At 64.8% G+C, this 18,564-nt stretch carries 14 protein-coding genes and 1 tRNA gene; 10 read left to right on the top strand and 5 right to left on the bottom strand.

Translation table 11 applies throughout. The annotated features are described in order from the left end of the window. Positions 1-18: 18 nt before the first annotated feature. On the top strand, positions 19-948 hold the full coding sequence (locus ON04_RS05155) for an SURF1 family cytochrome oxidase biogenesis protein (RefSeq protein ID WP_010540519.1): 930 nt from the start codon (positions 19-21) through the stop codon (positions 946-948). Positions 949-1,054: 106 nt separating this feature from the next. Here ON04_RS05155 and ON04_RS05150 read toward each other — a convergent pair. Beyond that, positions 1,055-1,127, bottom strand: a tRNA-Val gene (locus ON04_RS05150). Positions 1,128-1,223: 96 nt separating this feature from the next. Further along, positions 1,224-1,658: a DUF3052 domain-containing protein gene (locus tag ON04_RS05145; RefSeq protein WP_010540518.1), complete on the bottom strand. Its 435-nt coding sequence runs from the start codon at positions 1,656-1,658 to the stop codon at positions 1,224-1,226. 310 nt (positions 1,659-1,968) lie between these two features. On the opposite strand from ON04_RS05145, the gene aceE reads away from it, so the two are divergent. The 5 genes from aceE (at position 1,969) to ON04_RS05120 (ending at position 9,147) form a co-directional block, all read left to right on the top strand. After that, positions 1,969-4,764: a pyruvate dehydrogenase (acetyl-transferring), homodimeric type gene (gene aceE, locus ON04_RS05140; protein WP_010540517.1), complete on the top strand. Its 2,796-nt coding sequence runs from the start codon at positions 1,969-1,971 to the stop codon at positions 4,762-4,764. Beyond that, complete coding sequence (locus tag ON04_RS05135; RefSeq protein ID WP_010540516.1) at positions 4,761-6,014, top strand: PucR family transcriptional regulator; 1,254 nt, start codon at positions 4,761-4,763, stop codon at positions 6,012-6,014. The genes aceE and ON04_RS05135 overlap by 4 nt, the downstream gene beginning before the upstream one ends. Before the next feature lie 155 nt (positions 6,015-6,169). Continuing rightward, positions 6,170-7,096 (top strand): ACP S-malonyltransferase, encoded by a 927-nt coding sequence (locus tag ON04_RS05130; RefSeq protein ID WP_029457779.1) that lies wholly within the window; start codon positions 6,170-6,172, stop codon positions 7,094-7,096. Between the two features lie 104 nt (positions 7,097-7,200). Next, positions 7,201-7,452 carry a meromycolate extension acyl carrier protein AcpM gene (gene acpM, locus ON04_RS05125; protein ID WP_010540514.1) on the top strand — a complete coding sequence of 84 codons (252 nt, stop codon included), beginning with the start codon at positions 7,201-7,203 and terminating at the stop codon, positions 7,450-7,452. Positions 7,453-7,710: 258 nt separating this feature from the next. Continuing rightward, positions 7,711-9,147, top strand: a complete 1,437-nt coding sequence (locus tag ON04_RS05120; RefSeq protein ID WP_010540513.1) for an acyl-CoA carboxylase subunit beta — start codon at positions 7,711-7,713, stop codon at positions 9,145-9,147. A 254-nt stretch (positions 9,148-9,401) separates the two neighbouring features. On the opposite strand, the gene ON04_RS05115 is transcribed toward ON04_RS05120, so the two are convergent. Next, on the bottom strand, positions 9,402-9,911 hold the full coding sequence (locus ON04_RS05115; protein WP_010540512.1) for a DUF3145 family protein: 510 nt from the start codon (positions 9,909-9,911) through the stop codon (positions 9,402-9,404). Between the two features lie 241 nt (positions 9,912-10,152). Then, positions 10,153-10,989, bottom strand: coding sequence for a serine hydrolase domain-containing protein (locus ON04_RS05110; RefSeq protein ID WP_010540511.1), 837 nt, complete (start codon positions 10,987-10,989; stop codon positions 10,153-10,155). A gap of 177 nt (positions 10,990-11,166) precedes the next feature. Here ON04_RS05110 and ON04_RS05105 point away from each other — a divergent pair, with 177 nt between their 5' ends. Both ON04_RS05105 and ON04_RS17310 read left to right on the top strand, forming a co-directional pair. Next, positions 11,167-12,261, top strand: a complete 1,095-nt coding sequence (locus ON04_RS05105; protein ID WP_141564642.1) for an alpha/beta hydrolase — start codon at positions 11,167-11,169, stop codon at positions 12,259-12,261. Positions 12,262-12,352: 91 nt separating this feature from the next. Further along, a complete protein-coding gene (locus ON04_RS17310; protein ID WP_420795327.1) occupies positions 12,353-12,784 on the top strand; it encodes a helix-turn-helix domain-containing protein in 432 nt (143 codons plus the stop codon). Positions 12,785-12,796: 12 nt separating this feature from the next. On the opposite strand, the gene ON04_RS16990 is transcribed toward ON04_RS17310, so the two are convergent. Continuing rightward, positions 12,797-15,823 carry a TrlF family AAA-like ATPase gene (locus ON04_RS16990; protein ID WP_010540508.1) on the bottom strand — a complete coding sequence of 1,009 codons (3,027 nt, stop codon included), beginning with the start codon at positions 15,821-15,823 and terminating at the stop codon, positions 12,797-12,799. Positions 15,824-16,164: 341 nt separating this feature from the next. On the opposite strand from ON04_RS16990, the gene istA reads away from it, so the two are divergent. Together istA and istB are read left to right on the top strand one after the other, a co-directional pair. After that, positions 16,165-17,748 (top strand): IS21 family transposase, encoded by a 1,584-nt coding sequence (gene istA, locus ON04_RS05095; protein WP_033444071.1) that lies wholly within the window; start codon positions 16,165-16,167, stop codon positions 17,746-17,748. Beyond that, the gene (istB, locus tag ON04_RS05090; RefSeq protein WP_010540506.1) at positions 17,745-18,551 is read left to right on the top strand and encodes an IS21-like element helper ATPase IstB; all 807 of its coding nucleotides are present in this window, start codon (positions 17,745-17,747) and stop codon (positions 18,549-18,551) included. The genes istA and istB overlap by 4 nt, the downstream gene beginning before the upstream one ends. The last annotated feature ends 13 nt before the right edge of the window (positions 18,552-18,564 follow it).

Below are 18,564 nucleotides of genomic sequence, written 5' to 3'. Positions count from 1 at the left end.
GACGGATACCCTGAGACCATGCGCAATCTGCGGCGTTTCCTGACCCCCGGGTGGATGCTCGGCCTCCTGGCCGTCATTCTGTTCACCTGGGCCTGTTTTGCGCTTCTGGCCCCATGGCAGTTGGGTAAGAGCGAGGATCTGGACGTCCGCAACTCACGATTGGCCGAATCCGTCGAGGCTGCACCAGCACCCCTGGCCGAGGTGGTCAACAGTCCGCAGGCGTACACCGAACGCGAGTGGCGCCTGGTCACGCTCGCCGGGAGTTGGCAGCCCGATGCGGAAGCATTGTTGCGGCTGCGGTCCGTTGACGGCGAGGCCGTCTACCAGGTGCTTACCGTGTTCGAGCCGGTCGACGGACCTGAGATACTGATCAACCGTGGTTACGTACCGGTGGGCGAGAACAATACGGTGCCGGACTACCCCGCCGCCCCGGCCGGCCAGGTGGACATCACCGCCCGCCTCCGCACAGCCGAGGTTGGTCACGCGGAGCCTGTTCGCATCGACGGGATACCTGCCGTCCGCATGGTGGATCCCCTTGTTCTGGGCACGTCCCTCGGACACGCAGTGGTGACAGACGGCTACCTGCAACTGACGGGCGACCAACCCGGATCGCTCACTCCCGCGCCGATTCCCGGCATCGAGAACGGCCCCTACCTGTCCTACGGGCTGCAGTGGTTGACCTTCGGCGTGCTCGCACCCGCAGCACTCCTCTACTTCGCCTGGGCCGAATTCCGAGCCCGGCGCCGCGACGACGAAGAAGCGGCGAACCACAACAATGGGGGTGCTACGGGATCGGATGCCCCAGGCGCCGACGAGGACACGTCCACGATTACCGGTGTCGACGATGAGATCGTGGCCCGCCGACGCGCGCTGCAGGACCGCTACGGTCAACGAAACGACGCCGAGCAGCGGCGTGCCTTCCAGCGAGCGGATCGACTGCGGAGCTAGATAAGCGCGAGGACATCTGGCCCCTCCGGGGGCCTGAGCCTCTCGCGGAACGTCTTGGGCACACCCGCCAGGGAGCATCGTCCGGTGGTCATGATTTACCTCTGGGTGCGCGCGGAGGGAATCGAACCCCCGACCGCTGGTGTGTAAAACCAGAGCTCTAACCGCTGAGCTACGCGCGCGTGCGCCGACGCGGATCACCGCACCGGCGCGGGTTAGATTATCGCACCCGGGGCCGCACTCTCACATCGAGGCAGGAGTGCGGCCCGGGGCGACGATCACTTTCGAGGCGCGCTGTTCTTGCGCAACGTGAGTCGGCTGCCCGCCCAGTCCCCCAGCGCGGCAGTACGCGTTTGGAGCATCCCCGCCGTCTGGGCAGACTCGGCGATCACTGCCGGTTCGACGTGACCGTCGAGCCCCGTCTTGGGGGTGAAGACCCACACGGATCCGGCGTCAGCCAGAGGCGTCACCACGTCCATGAGCCGGTCGACCAGGTCGCCGTCACCGCTGCGCCACCAGAGCAGCACCGCGTCGACCACCTCGTCGGTGTCATCTTCCAGCAGCTCTGATCCGACGGCGTCCTCGACGGCCTCGCTGATCGACTCGTCACAGTCGGAATCCCATCCGACCTCCTGAACGAGCATGCCTTCCGTCAGTTCGAGCTGACCAGCTACCTGGTCCGCTCCGTCCTGCTGGTTCGCCGCGGCGACCACCGTGGTGTTCCTCCCTCATATCCGTGTAATACCTGTTCGGTCTTTCGCTGACCAGGAACACTACCCGCGCACCCTCCGACGGGAAACGCCTACCGCCCATTTCATCCGCTGGAGAACTGCACGGGGGTGTCGAGCGTCACGCTTTGGGGCACAATCGGACACGCGGGCCGACGGCGGCCCGCACCGAGTCCGCCGCGCGACCCGCCACACACCCGCGGGATGCGCAGCGACCCGGGAACTGCACCGCGACCGAACGTCGTGACCCCACCTGGTCACCGCAGAGGGAATCGCAGAAGTGAGGACGAAAAGCATGACCGAGAACGCAGGCCCCAGGGACGGTTCCGCACCCACCAATGTGCCGGTCCTACGGGAAGGAGTCGCCTCCTACCTCGCGGACTCGGACCCCGAGGAAACGCAGGAGTGGATGGACTCGCTCGACGGGATGCTCGCGGAGGCCGGCCCCGAGCGGGCCCGCTACCTCATGCTCAGACTGCTCGAAAGGGCCTCCAAGCAGCGCGTGCCCCTCCCCGCACTCACCTCGACCGACTACGTCAACACAATCCCCACGAGCCGCGAGCCCGAATTCCCCGGTGACGAATCGATCGAGCGCACCTACCGCCGGTGGATCCGGTGGAACGCGGCGATCATGGTGCACCGGGCGCAGCGGCCCGGGATCGGTGTGGGTGGCCACATTTCGACCTACGCAGGCGCCGCCCCCCTCTACGAGGTCGGCTACAACCACTTCTTCCGCGGCAAGGACCACCCGGGCGGCGGCGACCATATTTACTTCCAGGGCCATGCCTCCCCCGGCATGTATGCCCGCGCCTACCTCGAGGGTCGACTCCGCGAGCACGACCTCGACGGCTTTCGGCAGGAGAAGAGCCACCCCGGACGCTCCCTGCCGTCCTACCCCCATCCGCGTTCACTTCCCGAGTTCTGGGAGTTCCCCACTGTCTCCATGGGGCTCGGCCCCCTCAACGCCATCTATCAGGCACGGTTCAACCGTTACCTGCACAACCGGGGCATCACCGACACCTCACAGCAGCACGTCTGGGCGTTTCTCGGCGACGGCGAGATGGACGAGGTCGAGTCGCGCGGGGCACTTCAGGTGGCCGCCAACGATGCCCTGGACAACCTCACTTTTGTCATCAACTGCAACCTGCAGCGACTCGACGGGCCGGTGCGCGGCAACGGGCAGATCGTCCAGGAACTGGAGTCGTACTTCAGCGGCGCCGGGTGGAACGTCATCAAGGTGGTCTGGGGTCGCGAGTGGGACGCCCTGTTCGAGAAGGACACCGAGGGTGCCCTCGTGTCGCTGATGAACTCCGTCTCCGATGGTGACTACCAGACGTTCCGCGCGAACGACGGCGCCTGGATCCGCGAGCACTTCTTCGGGCGCGATCCCCGCACCGCGAAGCTGGTCGAGGACATCACCGACGACGAGATCTGGGCCCTGCGCCGCGGTGGGCATGACTACCGCAAGATCCACGCCGCGTACAAAGCCGCGATGGAACATACCGGACGGCCGACGGTCATCCTCGCGCACACCATCAAGGGTTTCGGCTTGGGCCAGAACTTCGAGGGTCGCAACGCGACGCACCAGATGAAAAAACTGACGCTCGACGATCTCAAGCTCTTCCGTGACACCCAGAAGATCCCCATCACGGATGAGGAGTTGGAGGCCGATCCGACTCAGCCTCCTTACTACAACCCGGGACCCAACTCACCGGAGATCCGCTACATGCTCGAGCGGAGGACGGACCTCGGCGGCCATGTACCGGAGCGTCGTCAGACGTTCACCCCGCTGTCGGTCCCGAACATCGACTCACTGAAATCTCTCCGCAAGGGATCGGGCAAGCAGGCGGTAGCCACGACTATGGCGCTTGTTCGTACGGCCAAGGAGCTGATGCGCGACGAAGGTCTGCGCGACCGGTTCGTCCCGATCATCCCCGACGAGGCACGCACGTTCGGCATGGACTCGTGGTTCCCGACGTTGAAGATCTACAACCCACACGGGCAGAACTACACATCGGTAGACCACGACCTCATGCTGAGCTACAAGGAGGCCAAAGACGGCCAGATCATGCACGAGGGGATCAGCGAAGCGGGGTCGGTGGCCGAGTTCACCGCGGCGGGCACTGCGTACGCGACCCACGGCGAGCCCATGATCCCGCTGTACATCTTCTATTCGATGTTCGGTTTCCAGCGCACCGGCGACGGCATCTGGGCCGCCTCTGACCAGCTCGCGCGAGGATTCCTCTTGGGTGCGACCGCCGGCCGCACGACGCTCACCGGTGAGGGACTGCAACACATGGACGGGCACTCTCCGCTGCTCGCCGCGACGAACCCGGGGATCATCTCCTACGACCCGGCCTGGGCCTACGAGGTCGCCCACATCGTGCGGGCAGGCATCGAGCGGATGTACGGGCCGGGTGCCGCGCACGAGACGGAGACAGACGGGATCGACCGCAATGTCTCCTACTACATCACCCTGTACAACGAGCCGGTCCCCCAGCCACCCGAGCCGGAGGACCTCGACGCGGACGCCCTGCTACGGGGCCTGTACCGCTTCCGCAAGGCGGAGTCGGGCACCCACAAGGCGTCGATCCTGGCGTCCGGCGTGGCGATGTACGCGGCGGTCGAGGCCCAACGCGTCCTAGCCGAGGAATGGGACGTGGCTGCGGATCTGTGGTCCGCCACGTCGTGGACCGAGCTGGCGCGCGATGGTTTCGAAAGCGAGCGACACGAGTTGCGGCACCCCGACCAGCAGCCCCGGGTTCCGTTCGTCACTGCGGCGCTCGAGTCCGCGGAGGGCCCGAAGGTCGCCGTGAGCGACTTCCAGAAGGCGGTCCCGGATCAGATCCGTGCGTGGGTCCCCGGCGACTTCACCGTGCTCGGCTGCGACGGGTTCGGGTTCTCCGACACTCGCCCGGCCGCCCGTAGGTTCTTCAACACCGACACCGAGTCGATCATCGTGGCGGTCCTCGCCGGCCTGGTCCGTGAGGGCAGCGTGGAGAAGCGCACCCTCCTGGAAGCCGCACGCAAGTACCAGATCGACGACGTCATGGCTGCGCCCGAGCCCACCACGGACCCCGGAGTGGCGTGACCGAGCTGACCGAACCCGGAGACGGGTCAGACGGATCGCAGCCGGTCCGGCGACGTTCAATGACGTCACCGGACCGGCGTCCGGTCTCCGATGCGCTGCTCAAGCGCATTACCCGGTACTCGGGGACCCTGTCGACCGAGGCCGTTCGAGCTCTGGAACTCGAGCTGCCGTTCTTCGCCGAACTCTCCGCGGACCAGCGGGCGGAGATCCAGCTCATCATCCAGAGCGCCGTGCGTGACTTCGTCACGTGGATGCGTAACCCCGAGGCCCCGCACACCGACACCATCGCGGGCTTCAAACTGCTCCCCAAGGGGCTCGGTCAGGGGCTGACCTTGCAGCAGACGGTGCAGCTGGTCCGGTCGACACTTGAGTATTTCGAGTTGGTGATGCCACGGATCACCCATAACGAACGCCAACGCGGCCTGATGATCGCCGCCGTGCTGAAGTTCGGCCGCGAACTGGGCTTCACCGCCGCGTCCGTGTACGCGGCGGCAGCGGAGAACCGTGGCGCGTGGGACACCCGCATGGAGGCGATGATCGTCGACGCCGTCGTGCGCGGTGACCGGCATGCCGACCTCATTTCCGGCGCCTCCGCGCTGAACTGGGATCCCACCACCCCGGCGACGGTCATAGTGGGGACGCCGCGCGAGGATCTGGGCCTGGCATCGGTGCCCGCCGTTCATCGAGCAGCTGTCGCGTCCGATCGGCACGCGCTGGCCGTGGTGCAGGGCGCGCGCCTCGTCGTCATCCTCTCCGGGGCGCTCGAGTCTTCGACGTCGATACCCGCACCGGTCATCGACGCCTTCTCCGACGAGGCGCCCGTGGTGCACGGACACACCGTGGGTTCTCTGATCGAGGCACCCGACAGCGCGGCGGAGGCACTCTCTGCCGCGACCGCCGTCAGTGGATGGCCGGGCGCCCCGCGGCCGGTGGCGGCGATCGACCTCCTCCCCGAGCGGGTTCTCGGCGGTGACAGGGGCGCGGCCGCCATGCTCGTCGAGCGGATCGTCACCCCACTTCGAGGCGCGGACAGCTCGGTTGAGGCGACATTAAGGGCGTATCTGGACTCCGGTGGGCACGTCGAGGCCTGCGCACGGGAGTTGTACGTACATCCCAATACCGTTCGGTACCGCTTAAAAAGAGTGAGCCAGATCACGGCCTTCGATCCCCTCAACGCGAGGGACTCATTTGTCCTGCGGATCGCGCTCGTCCTCGGAAAGTTCGCCGAACGACATTCACAGGAGATCTAAATAATCACTCCCACCCCACGGTGTAACGAAACTGGCCCAGCAACAGATGGACGTCCTGCCAACTCGACTTTTGTGGGAACCCTACAAAAACAGGGGCAAGTTTCTGGCTGTGAGAACATCATCCGAACCCGGCCCGGACGTGTTGTCTAATAACCGTGCTTTGCCTAACCGCCCCAGGACAAGGGTCCCAGAAAGCCGGAATGCTCGCGCCATGGCTCGAGCTTCCCGGCGCCACCGGCCGTCTCGCCGAGTGGTCCGCGTCAAGCGGACTGCACCTCGAGCGCCTCGGGACCACCGCGACCCTCCAGGAGATCACCGACACCTCGGTGACTCAGCCCCTTGTCGTCGCAGCCTCCCTCCTCGGGGCCGCCGAGCTTCGTCGTCGGGGCGAGGTGCCTGCGGACACCATCGTTGCCGGCCACTCCATCGGTGAGATCGCCGCGCTCGCCGTGGCCGGTGTGATCTCCGATGCCGACGCTCTCCGGCTGGCCTCTGCACGGGGTGCCGCCATGTCCCGCGCATGCGCTGACCGCCCCACCGGGATGATCGCCGTCCTGGGCGGAGTCGAGGCCGACGTGCTGCTCGCACTCGACAACGCGGGTCTGGCCCCGGCCAACCGCAACGGGGCCGGCCAGATCGTCGCCGCCGGCCCACTCGAGGCATGCGATGCGTTGGAACAGAACCCCCCCGCCCGCGCACGGCTCCGGCGACTCGAAGTCGCCGGCGCGTTCCATACCGAGCACATGAGGTCAGCCGTCGAAGAGTTCCGCGAGCTCGCCGACGCGACCGATGTCAACGACCCCGAGCTGACGTTGCTCTCGAACGCCGACGGCGTAGTCGTCACCTCTGGCCGGGACGCCCTGAACCGCGTGGTCAACCAGATCACCAACCCAGTCCGCTGGGACCTTTGCACTCAGACGATGCTCAAGTTGGGGGTCGACATGTTCGTCGAACTGCCGCCTTCCGGGGCACTCGTCGGGCTGGCCAAGCGGATGATGCGAGACGTGCCCCGGCACGGAATCACCACCCCCGAGGACCTCGAACTCGTACTAGAGTCGGTCCCCGCACTGAGCGGCTCGTAACCGCTCCCACACACCCCACGGTCGTCGGCCCTGATCCGACGCCCGTGACCAGAACGTCCGCCGCGCCCACCGGGCACGGCGTCCCAGAGCAGAGAGGACAACACATGGCACGCACCGAGGCCGAGATCATCGCAGGACTGGCAGAGATCGTCGAGGAGGTCACCGGGATCGAACCATCCGAGGTGACTCCAGAGAAGTCCTTTGTCGATGACCTCGACATCGATTCGCTCTCCATGGTGGAGATCGCCGTGCAGACGGAGGACCGCTACGGGGTTGAGATTCCCGACGAGGACCTCGCGAAGTTGCGTACCGTGCAGGATGCGGTCGACTACATCCAGAAGATCGACAAGAGCTGACCTGATGCCCCGCACGCCGGGGCGGGGACGCGTCGAAGGGCCGAAGGTGCGGTCGGTGCACCATGCGAGCCCGCGTCCCCTCCTCGTGTGCAGGGCAGTTCACTCACACCACCTCGCTTGACCGCGGGGCACCGGGCGGGTGGCAGGAACGGGACGGGGGTCCCGCTCCGAACGCCATCGCCGCCCACCAGCCAGTCCGGGGGTCCGTCAGAGCTCATGTCTCTAACCGGGACATGTGCCAAGGAAAGGACTGCATTCATGACCATCACCAGCACCGTGGACCAGAACACCCAGATCGATCCGCGCGACCCTGTCCTGCGGCTTGAGAACCTTTTCGACCCCGCGTCGCTCGAGTTCATCACTGAGCCCGATGCCTCGGGCGCTCTCGCCGCCCGGGGCCTCATCGATGGTGAGCCCACCATCGCGTACGCCACGGACGCCACCGTCATGGGCGGCGCCATGGGCCTGGAAGGGTGTCGCCATATCGTGCGCGCCATCGACGTCGCGATCGACGAGCACCTGCCGATCGTCGGGGTGTGGCACTCGGGCGGCGCCAGGCTCGCGGAGGGCGTTGAGGCGCTCCACGCTGTCGGCCTGGTCTTCGAGGCCATGGTCCGCGCATCGGGCCACGTGCCGCAGATTTCGGTCGTGCTCGGCCCCGCCGCCGGCGGTGCCGCGTACGGTCCCGCACTCACCGACGTCGTGATCATGGCGCCGGCGGGCAAGATCTTCGTGACAGGACCCGACGTGGTCCGCTCTGTCACCGGCGAGCAGGTCGATATGGAGGGCCTGGGCGGCCAGGACGTGCACCACCGCAAGTCGGGCGTGTGTCACATCGCCGCCGACGACGAGCGCGATGCTCTCCACCGGGCCCGGCGCCTGGTCAACCTCTTGTCCGCCCAGGGCGAGTTAGACCTCCAGGTCCTCGAGGGCGACCAGACGGACCTGGCCGGTCTCCTGCCCGAGTCCCCGAAGCGTGCGTACGACGTGCGTCCGCTCGTCCACGGCCTCCTCGACTCGTCGGAGCTCGACGGGAGCACCACCTTCGAGGAGCTCCAGGCCAAGTGGGCGCCCAGCATTGTGGTGGGCTTCGGCCGGATGGCCGGCCGTACGGTCGGTGTCATTGCCAACAACCCGCTCCGTCTGGGCGGATGTCTCAACTCCGAGTCCGCGGAGAAGGCCTCGCGATTCGTCCGCCTCTGCAATGCCTTCGGTGTGCCACTGCTCGTCCTGGTGGATGTGCCCGGGTACCTGCCGGGCGTCTCGCAGGAGTGGGAGGGCGTCGTCCGCCGCGGAGCGAAACTGCTCCACGCCTTCGCCGAGGCCTCCGTGGCCCGCGTCACGTTGGTCACCCGCAAGATCTACGGCGGGGCTTACATCGCCATGAATTCGCGCGCACTCGGCGCCTCCGCGGTGTTCGCCTGGCCCGACGCCGAGGTGGCCGTCATGGGCGCCAAGGCAGCCGTGGGCATCCTGCACAGGCGGACGCTCGCCGCAGCGCCCGAAGACGAGCGCGAGGAACTGCACGAGCGCCTGTCCGAGGAGCACGCAGCGATCGCCGGCGGCGTGGGACGCGCGGTCTCGATGGGCGTCGTCGACGAGGTCATCGAGCCCACCGACACCCGTCGTCGTCTCGCCGAGGCACTCGATACCGCCGCCCACTCACGTGGCAACCACAAGAACATCCCGCTGTGACCTAGCTGATCCGCCAACCACGAGAACGCCCGCTCCGCACCGCCGGGAGCGGGCGTTCTGCGTTTGTGGCCCTCCCCCGGGTACCTTAAACGTCGCTCGAAGCCTTGTAGCGCCCTCCATGGCCCGGGAATCGCCCGCCAAGATCGAGTGGCGCATAGTCACCGCGCCGGATCGCAGGTCGGCGATCAGAAAGCGCCTGCGCCCGGACGACCCGGGAACAGGCGCTTTCTATGAGATGCGGGAGCGTGAGCGAATCAGCCGACGCGCGAGAGCCAGGTGACCTCGGCGGCGGCCGGGTGTCCGCGTAGTGGTTCGAGAGCCCGGTCCCAGGCTGTGCCGAGCTCGGTCTCGACGGAGGCATGAAACGCTGCGGGGCCGTCTTGCATCAGTCGACGGAGCCGGTTCTCAGCGATCACCACGTCGCCGCTCGCGCCGGTCTGACCCCGCCACATCCCCAACTCGGGTGTGTGCGAAAAGCGTTCGCCGTCGACGAGGTCGCTCGGGTCCTCGGTGACCTCAAAGGCCAACATGGACCATTTAGCCAACGAGTCGGCCAGACGTGCGCCAGTGCCAACCGGGCCGATCCAATCGACGATCGCTTTGCGAGCGCCCGGCTGGCCAGGTTGGTCTTCCCAGCGCATGGCTGAGTTCGCGTCGAGGATGCTCGTCAGAGCCCACTCGACGTGTGGACATAGTGCGGTCGGCGCCGCGTGGATGAACACCACACCGGTCGTCGTATCCGCAAAATTATTCAGATCAGACATCGCTTCACTCCCGACTCACTGAGGGACGTCTTCCCCAACGACCTCATGAAATCGTGTGCACGATGTGACTTATGTTGTTGTTGATCACCACTGTGCCGTAAGTGAACGAATTACACCAGCGACACTTCTGGATTCTCAGCAAAGTTACAGCAGCAGTATTCCGCTTCCGGGAGCCCCCTGCGGCGTGTCGGGATCCGGCGGCCGTTCCGAGCTATCAGCGGCCGAGCGGGTCCCCGTGGACCTACTGCCGGGAAGCAGCCTTGACCACCCTGTCGGACAGTTCGGGCCACAACGGCTTCGCCCAGTCGCCGAATTCGCGGTCCGTGAGCACGACCAGCGCGGCGGACAGGTCTGGCTGGACCCACAGGAGCGTGCCGGACTGTCCGAAGTGTCCGAAGGTCCCGGACGAATTGTGCTGGCCGGTCCAGTGCGGGTGCTTGGACCCGCGCAGTTCGAACCCCAGCCCCCAGGGGCAGGGCTTGTGCATGCCGTAGCCGGGCACGATTCCGTCAAGCCCGCCAAACTGGTCGCTGACGGCCTCTTCCAAGGTCTCGGGCGCGAGCAGCCTGGGCGCCACGAGCTCGTGGGCGAACGCTGCGAGGTCCGCAAGGCTGCCAGAGGCGCCGTGCCCGGCCGAGCCTTCAAGTGCCGTCGACGTCATCCCGAGTGGCTGGCAGACGGCCTCGTGAAGGTAGTCGGGGAAGGCGATCCCGGTGGCGTCAGCGATGTGGTCGGCGAGCACCTCGAAACCGGCGGAAGAGTAGATGCGCCGCTCGCCCGGGCCGGTTCGGATCGTGTCGCGGTCAGCGAAATCAAGCCCGGAGGCGTGGGCCAGCAGGTGGCGCACGGTCGAGCCCTCGGGCCCGGCGGGATCGTCGAGTGAGATCGCTTCTTCCTCGACGGCCAGAAGCGACGCGAGCGCCACGATGGGTTTGGTGACGGAGGCCAATCGATATACCCGGGACTCGTCGCCATGGAGTGCCACCGTGCCGTCAGGGCCGACGACCGCTGCGGAGACGTTGTCCACCGGCCACTCCCCCACGGTGGCGAGCGCCTTCTCGATCATGTCCTGCGACATCGGTTCCTCCCTGAATTGTGGCCGCGATCGTTTTGACGGCGACAGTCGGGGCCCAGTGTGTCAGCCGCGGGCAGTGCAGCGGGCGACGACGACGGGGCTAACTGCAACCGGTCTCGGATGACCCGTCATTTGTTCGTTTGCCGCATACTTTTTCCGTTTGCTCGGCACACTGGGACGATGCGTTCCCCGATGTCCGGCCATCGCGTCTTCACTCCGACGTTCTCCGATCGACTGACCAAGGCCACCATGTCGGCGGCCGGGCGGCTGCCCGGCGGACTCATCCAACTGGCGGCGGGTCCGCCGCGGCGCGCCGGCGGCCAGATCCTCGACCCGCATTTCCAGGCAGGGGTGCGGTTCACATCCCTGATGTCGAAGGGCGAGTACGAGGACATGCAGCTGGAGGAAGCCCGTCTTGCTCTCGAGCGATCGGCGTACACGGTCTCGGGAGAGACGATCGATCTCGCCGTTGTCCGGGACATCGTGCTCCCGCTCGCCGGTGGCGACGCCGCCCGCGCCGACCTCCCCGCCCGCCTTTACTCGTCAGTCGACACCGACGAGCCCCAGCCGGCGCTGGTGTACTTCCACGGCGGCGGTTGGGTGCTGGGAAGTATCGACTCCCACGACGCCACGTGTCGCTACATCGCGCGGACCGGCGGACTGACCGTTCTCAGCGTGGATTACCGGCTCGCACCCGAGTTCCGGTTCCCCACCGCCGTCGAGGACGCCCTTGCTGCGTTCCGGCACGTACGCGACAACGCCGAGGCGTACGGCGTCGACCCCACCCGGATCGCCGTGGGCGGCGACAGTGCGGGGGCCAACCTGGCTGCGGTCGTCTGCCAGGTGACGCGGGACGACGGTGAGAAAATGCCCGACTTTCAGCTGTTGTTTGTTCCCGCCACCAACATGTCGGCCAGGACCCCGTCGTACGAGATGTTCCGGGAGGGCTACTTCCTCACGAAGGCGAACATGGACTGGTTCGAGCGAACCTATATCCGGTCAGACGACGACCGCACCGACCCGCGAGCCTCCCCTCTGCTCGCAACCGACCTCTCCGGGCTACCCCCGGCCTATGTCGCCACCGGTGGCTTCGATCCACTGCGCGATGAGGGCGAGGCGTACGCCCGAAAAATGGCCGACGCGGGGGTCATGGTGGCGTTACGCCGACATTCGACACTGGTCCACCCATTCGTCAACGCCGTCGGAGCCACACCGATCGCCCGGGCCGCGCTCTCCGAGGCGGTGGGCGCGCTCCGGATGGGCCTGGCTTTCTGAAGCCATAGCAGGCAAGGCCCCACGCCCGGCGTAGCGTGTGATTGTGGACCTCAGTAGGCACTTCTCAAACCCGAGCATGCCACTGTGATCGTTGATTTCCCGCGTTCTCAGGGGCTCTGCGCCTCGTACTCCTCGCTCGCGTGGGGCACGGCCAGCTGATTCGGGTGGTCCTGTCGTAGAAAATTCGCGTCAATCTCAAACCCGTTTGAATGCCTCGGATCGGGCAGAGCTTGTCGCTGCCTATGCGTCAGGTGCGCCGGTGAGTGACCTGGCGGCCCGATTTAGGATTCATCGGTCGACGGTGTGGCAGTTGGCGGTGCAGTCAGGTCTTGTCACTCGTCGCCCTGAGCTGAGCGACGAACTTCGGACGGCGGCAGCACGACTCTCCGATAGTGGGCTCACGCTCATTCAAGTCTCCGAGCGGCTAGGGATCAGCGACGAAGGAGTCCGCGCGGCAGTCCTTGCGTGCGATGGGACAGTCCGCCGGCCAGGTCGCAGGCGCGTCCACGCCGGTAGGTCGTAGGTACGAATTTGCTCAAGTCAACTCAGGGAACGCCTCATACTTGTGGCGACGGTTATCAAACGCAGGCTTGGTTCCCTCCAAAACATTCAAGGCGAACTGTGCCACATCGAGCTCGGCAATGCTGCCGCTACTCACCGCGAATCGTTGGTTTCGGAGTTCGCAGTGAATGATCTGATCGGCGTCACCAACGACCGCAAGGTTCGCGTTATGGGTCACTACGATGGTCTGCCTTCTGCCGGACGCTTCATGGATCGCCGGTACGAGTTTCGACGAGATGGTCTCATTGTCAAGGTTTTCTTCCGGCTGATCGAGAAGAAGTGGTGTTGTACGGCGATCCACCACGAGATAGAACAACGCGAGCACTAACCCGCGCTGGCCGGGTGACAGTTGAGAAAGAGGTAGACCATCACCAGTCAGTCCGAATCTGACCTCGAGCCAGGACAAGTCGAACATGCTCATTAGAAAGTCGTCCAGCGTAGTCGTATTACGAAGTGCGCTCTCAGGGTTCCGGAACCCGCCGTCGATCTCAGCTCGCTCGTGCTCCAGACGGACGAGCGCCTCCGCGAGTTGAACAGAGAGCTGCTCCCAGCTCGTATCTTCGACCCGTTGGGGAAGCTCGGCGAGCCAGTCGGGAAAATCGCCGTTACGTCGACCGTCTAGGGCGGTCGAAACGCTTTGCCATGTAGACAGCATTCTCAACTCAGCATTGAACTGAAGCCCAGCGTTCTTGACCACCTCAGATTCTGCGATGAAGTTTGATGCCGGCGCGTACAGGCTCTCGACGACCTGGAGTTGGGCTTGGAGCGCTGCGTGTATACGGCCGGCGTGCTCGACTATCTGCTCGCGTATGGCGTCCATCTGCCTTGGTGCATCTGTGATTCGCGCACGGAGCGCCTTGAGTCCAGCGAAGGACTCTTGATCGTTCTCATTTCCTACAAGGACGGCGACACGTTCCTCGGATTGGAGCACGCGTTGGCGCGCTCGCTCGCGCGCGCTATCAGCGGCGGCAAGCGCCTCTGCGTTCTGGCGTCGTGCTTCATCCTGGACTGCGAGGTCTCCGACCAACGCATCATGCTCGGCTTTTGCCGTGACGAGACCAGCTTCGATAAGTCCGCGCCAGGCGTCATAGCGGGAATGATTGATCGTCACGGTGACGTAGGGGGCGCCGTCTCTTGCCAGCAGTGCCTCAGCTTCGACGTTCAGGTCGGCCGCATCCGACCGAATTGCTTCGGCTCGGCGGGCAACAGCTTCCATTCCAGACAATGCTTGTCGAGAAAGCGCTTGGCGCTGTTCGTTGTCTGATCGCCTGGACAGCAATTCGGTACGCGCAGTCTCAATTTCCTCAGAACGTTCCTTTAACGCTGCGAGGACGTCATTGTCATGGCCAGCAGAGTCGATTTCGTTTAGTGCGTCCTTCTCGGCTTTGAGGTTGGTTTCGGCAGCCGATACTTCGGATTCCTTGAGAGCGATTTTCCCCTCGACTTCAGGCAAACGGTTCTCAGCGCGGAACGATGCGAGGGAGACGTATGAGCTAATAACTGAGCGAAGATCATCGCGGAGCCGATCGATGTCGTCTTGAGAAACGCGTGTCTTCTGGGCTAGCAACGCATCGAAGGTTTTTTCTCCCGAGCGTTCTTCTTCGCCGATGTGGGTGAAGAGAATGTCTCGCAGCTCGCGCTCGAACTCGTCGGCATCTCCAGCGGCAGGGTCGGTGTTACATACACGCTCCACGAATGCTTGAGGTAGGTACTCGATAGAGACGGGAGCAGAATTGTCATGTTCGTCATTCAGTTGAACTCGGCGAGTTGTGCCAGTTGCCCATTCCAATTTGGAGTAATACTCTCTGGCGACCTTGATGCTGGTGGGGCTGAGGAACCGTGTTTTTGTCAGGAACGCGAACTCACGATTTCGCGACGAATTCCCAGCCAAAGCGATGCAGTCAAGCAGCGCAGATTTTCCCTGCCCTTTGTTGCCAACGACCGCGACAAATCCACTGTTGAGGGGCATCTCGTAGTCGAAGAGCTTGTGGTCTTCTTTGTCCGACTGCACCCGAACTTGCGATATGAATCGTTCAGGATACTTGCGGACGCGGGCGAGAGCTGGAGGTTCAAGCCCGACGAAGACCCGACGATCGAATTCTTCAAGTGCGTAGGCAAGGCCCGCAAGGGTCGGCGTTGTGTTCATCCAAGTCTGACAAGCGCCGAGCCGCATGTGCTGATCAGAATCCGAGAAATAGTGAGCGTCACTGCAATCAAGAAGTCGATCATTCACCTTGCTTGCACGCAAGAACTCAACGTCTTTCTTCCAGCGAGACGATTTTTCGAATGCGGTGAAGATGAAGTGGGCTGAGTTAATGACGTTCTTCTTGGCGGCGATCGATTGATCACTCCACTTGATGTCCGCCCATTCGGTCTTGCCAACGCCGAACAGGGCCTTGCCATTGAAGAAGGGGCCGGCGAGTACCGCTTGAATATCATCAAGCGTGACGTTGAGATTGTTGAAGCCTTCTTGCAGGTCGGACCCGTACTTGCCGAATTGATCCTCGGGAACAGACTTCTTAATCTTGCTTCCCAGATCAACCAGCGATTCTCTTGTGATGACACCTTGCCACCCCAGCGCATCGTGGCCTGGAGACAGTTTCATCTGCGGCTGGAGCGCGTTCAAGAACTGAGCTTGAACTACATCTGGATCGAGTTCTGGGTCAAAGATTACATGGGCGTTGACACGGGACAGTTTCCCTTCCGTGCCGCCGAACTGGTCGAGGCGCATCTCGATTACAGGGAAGATGGCTTCCAGATTGCCCAGCCTGCCGCTGTCGCGGGCCTGGAGCACGCGCTTGTAGCCATCGAGAAACCAGTAGTCGTTGATGCCGATGACCTTGATGTCCTCGGGTAGAGCTTCCAGCTCATCTATGAATCGCGACCACGTCTCATCGGTATCGCTGCCGTATTGCTGAACGATTGATGCCGGCGTATGGACGTGTAAGTCCCAGATTCGCCACGCTGTTCCACGGCTTCGCTCCGCGTTTGACTCGCCCATGCTCAACCCTTCGACCGACTCTGACGTCGGCCGACCAGTACAGGACAAGCCGCTATGAGTTCACCGCTAGATAGTACCGTTGACGGGACCTCACGCTCTGAGACCACGCCGAGGACGCTGCTGGGCAGACAGGTTAAGGTCGCCAATCTGCGCCCCCATCGTTCACCCGCTGCTGTGCCCGCAAGCCGTAGAGAGTTCAACGCGTGGCACTCACTTGAGTGTGCCAGTCTGAAGTGGCCCCATTTGGAGGCGTAGTGCTGGTCTGAAATGGCCCCACCCTCGATCAACCAGACCCTAGATTTCGTGTCGTCCGACCAAAGACGTTCACGAGAGGCAAGGGGTTGAAGGAGAGATCGAGAGTGGAGCAGTTCGAACGTATCCGACGAGATGCCCGGGATGAAGGCCTGTCCATCCGGGCGCTCGCCGAGAGGCACAAGGTGCACCGCCGTACGGTGCGCGCGGCATTGGCTGATGCGGTGCCGCCGCCGCGTAAGACTCCGCATCGAGATGCGCCGGTGCTGGGCCCGCATGAGGCAACGATCCGGCGCTGGTTGACCGAGGATCTCACGGCGCCGCGCAAGCAGCGTCATACCGCTCGCCGCGTCTGGCAGCGACTACTGGATGAGGAAGGAGTGGAGGTGGCCGAGTCGAGCGTGCGAAACCTGGTCGCCAAACTTCGCGCTGAGATCAGCGGCCCCACCGAGGTGATGGTGCCGCAGACCCACCCGCCGGCCGAGGAGGCCGAGGTCGACTTCGGTGAGTTCACCGCCACGATCGCCGGGGTGGTGATGAAGATATTCATGTTCTGCATGCGCTTGTCGCATTCGGGTAAGGCGTTCCACTTCGCCTACGCCAACCAGGCCCAGGAATCGTTCTTCGACGGGCACGTCCGGGCGTTCGCCGCCTTCGGCGGGGTACCGGTCGGCATGATCCGCTACGACAACCTCAAACCCGCCGTGACCAGGGTCGCGCTCGGCCGGGAGCGGTTCGAAAACCCCCGGTTCGTGGCGTTGCGCTCGCACTACGGGTTCGACTCGTTCTATTGCATCCCCGGAAAGGACGGCGCCCACGAAAAAGGCGGCGTCGAGGGCGAGATCGGCCGGTTCCGGCGACGGCACCTGACCCCGGTACCAAAGGTGAACTCCCTGGCCGAGCTCAATGAGCTGATCGCCGCCGCCGATGTCCACGATGATGCCCGGCGCATCGGTGCCCGGGCCGAGACCGTCGGCGCCGCCGCAGCTCGGGAGCTACCGCTGCTGCGGCCGCTCCCGGCGCAGGACTTCGATGTGGCCGCCGTCCTGTCGTGCCGGGTCGATGCCAAAGCGCGGATATGCGTGCGCCAGTCCTACTACTCAGTGCCCGCACGCCACGTCGGCCGTCGTCTCGAGGCACGTCTGGGCGCCACCAGTATCCGAGTGCTCGACCCGGCCGCCCACGGCAAGGTCATTGCTGAGCACACCCGCTCCCTGCACAAGGGCACCGAGGACCTCGTGCTGGACCACTACCTGGAGGTGCTGGTCCGCAAACCCGGCGCTATGGCCGGCTCCACCGCCCTTGCTTCGGCCAAAGCGTCGGGGGCATTCACCGCTGACCATCAACGGTTCTGGACCGCCGCCCGCGCAGCACTGGGCGATAGCGCCGGCACCCGCGCCCTGATCGGAGTCCTGTTACTGCACCGCACCATGAACGCATCAGCGGTGACCGCCGGCATGACCGCTGCTATCGCCGACGGGGTGTTCGATCCGGACCTGGTCGCCGTCCACGCTCGCAGTGCCACCTGCGCTCGGACCACCACCCCGCCGATCGCGGTCCCGGCCACAGCCGGGCCGACCGCAGCCACCGAGCGGCCCGCGCCCTCGCTGGCCGGCTACGACCAGCTCCTGACCACCACCGGCCCACGTCACCTGCAGGAGGCCATCGCATGAGCGCCAAGACCCCACCGGCGCTGACCGCGCTGACCGATGCGGCCGCCGAAGCCGCGATCGGCGCTGCCGCCAAATCCTTGTGCCTTCCCACCGTGCGTGACCAGGCAATACCGATGGCCGAAGCCGCCGCCAAGCAGCGACTGACTCACAAGGCGTTCCTGGCTGAGATGCTCTCTGCCGAGTGCGACGAGCGCGATGCCCGCCGACGACTGCGCAGAGTCAACGAGGCGAAGTTCCCGCGCACCAAACGGCTCGCCGACTTCGACCCTGCTCGCCTGCCCGACCTGCCCGCGGCGACGCTGGCGCACCTTGCCGGCGGAGCGTGGATCGACGCTGGCGAGCCCCTGGTCCTGCTCGGCGACTCCGGCACCGGCAAAACACACCTGCTCATCGCGTTGGGCACCGCGGCAGCCGAACAAGGACGACGGGTTCGGTATATCACCACTGCGGCCCTGGTCAACGAGTTGGTCGAAGCCGCCGACGACAAGCAACTATCCAGAGTGGTCGGCCGGTACGCCCGCCTTGACCTGCTGTGCCTCGACGAACTCGGCTACGTCCACCTCGATCCACGCGGGGCCGAACTGCTGTTCCAGATCATCACCGCACGAGAGGAACGAGCCTCGATTGCTTGCGCCTCCAACGCTCCGTTCAGCGAATGGGGCAACACCTTCACCGACCCCCGGCTGGCCGCAGCCGTGGTCGACCGCCTGACCTACAACGCCCACATCATCCAGACCGGCACCGCCTCCTACCGACTGGCCACCACCGCAGCGCAGCACCGAAAGGATCCCGCAAGCACCTGAGTCGACCGGGTCG

The sequence above is a fragment of the Dietzia alimentaria 72 genome (assembly GCF_000226215.1).
Taxonomy (GTDB): Bacteria; Actinomycetota; Actinomycetes; order Mycobacteriales; family Mycobacteriaceae; genus Dietzia; species Dietzia alimentaria.
The sequence above is the reverse complement of the archived record's forward strand: the minus strand, read 5'-3'. Positions and strand labels throughout refer to the sequence as shown.

Excerpts from the sequence above, each read along its gene's own strand:
- ON04_RS05155 (WP_010540519.1), top strand. The coding sequence starts at position 19 with ATGCGCAATCTGCGGCGTTTCCTGACCCCCGGGTGGATGCTCGGCCTC.
- aceE (WP_010540517.1), top strand. The coding sequence starts at position 1,969 with ATGACCGAGAACGCAGGCCCCAGGGACGGTTCCGCACCCACCAATGTG.
- acpM (WP_010540514.1), top strand. The coding sequence starts at position 7,201 with ATGGCACGCACCGAGGCCGAGATCATCGCAGGACTGGCAGAGATCGTC.
- ON04_RS05120 (WP_010540513.1), top strand. The coding sequence starts at position 7,711 with ATGACCATCACCAGCACCGTGGACCAGAACACCCAGATCGATCCGCGC.
- ON04_RS05115 (WP_010540512.1), bottom strand. The coding sequence starts at position 9,911 with ATGTCTGATCTGAATAATTTTGCGGATACGACGACCGGTGTGGTGTTC.
- ON04_RS05110 (WP_010540511.1), bottom strand. The coding sequence starts at position 10,989 with ATGTCGCAGGACATGATCGAGAAGGCGCTCGCCACCGTGGGGGAGTGG.
- ON04_RS05105 (WP_141564642.1), top strand. The coding sequence starts at position 11,167 with ATGCGTTCCCCGATGTCCGGCCATCGCGTCTTCACTCCGACGTTCTCC.
- ON04_RS16990 (WP_010540508.1), bottom strand. The coding sequence starts at position 15,823 with ATGGGCGAGTCAAACGCGGAGCGAAGCCGTGGAACAGCGTGGCGAATC.
- istB (WP_010540506.1), top strand. The coding sequence starts at position 17,745 with ATGAGCGCCAAGACCCCACCGGCGCTGACCGCGCTGACCGATGCGGCC.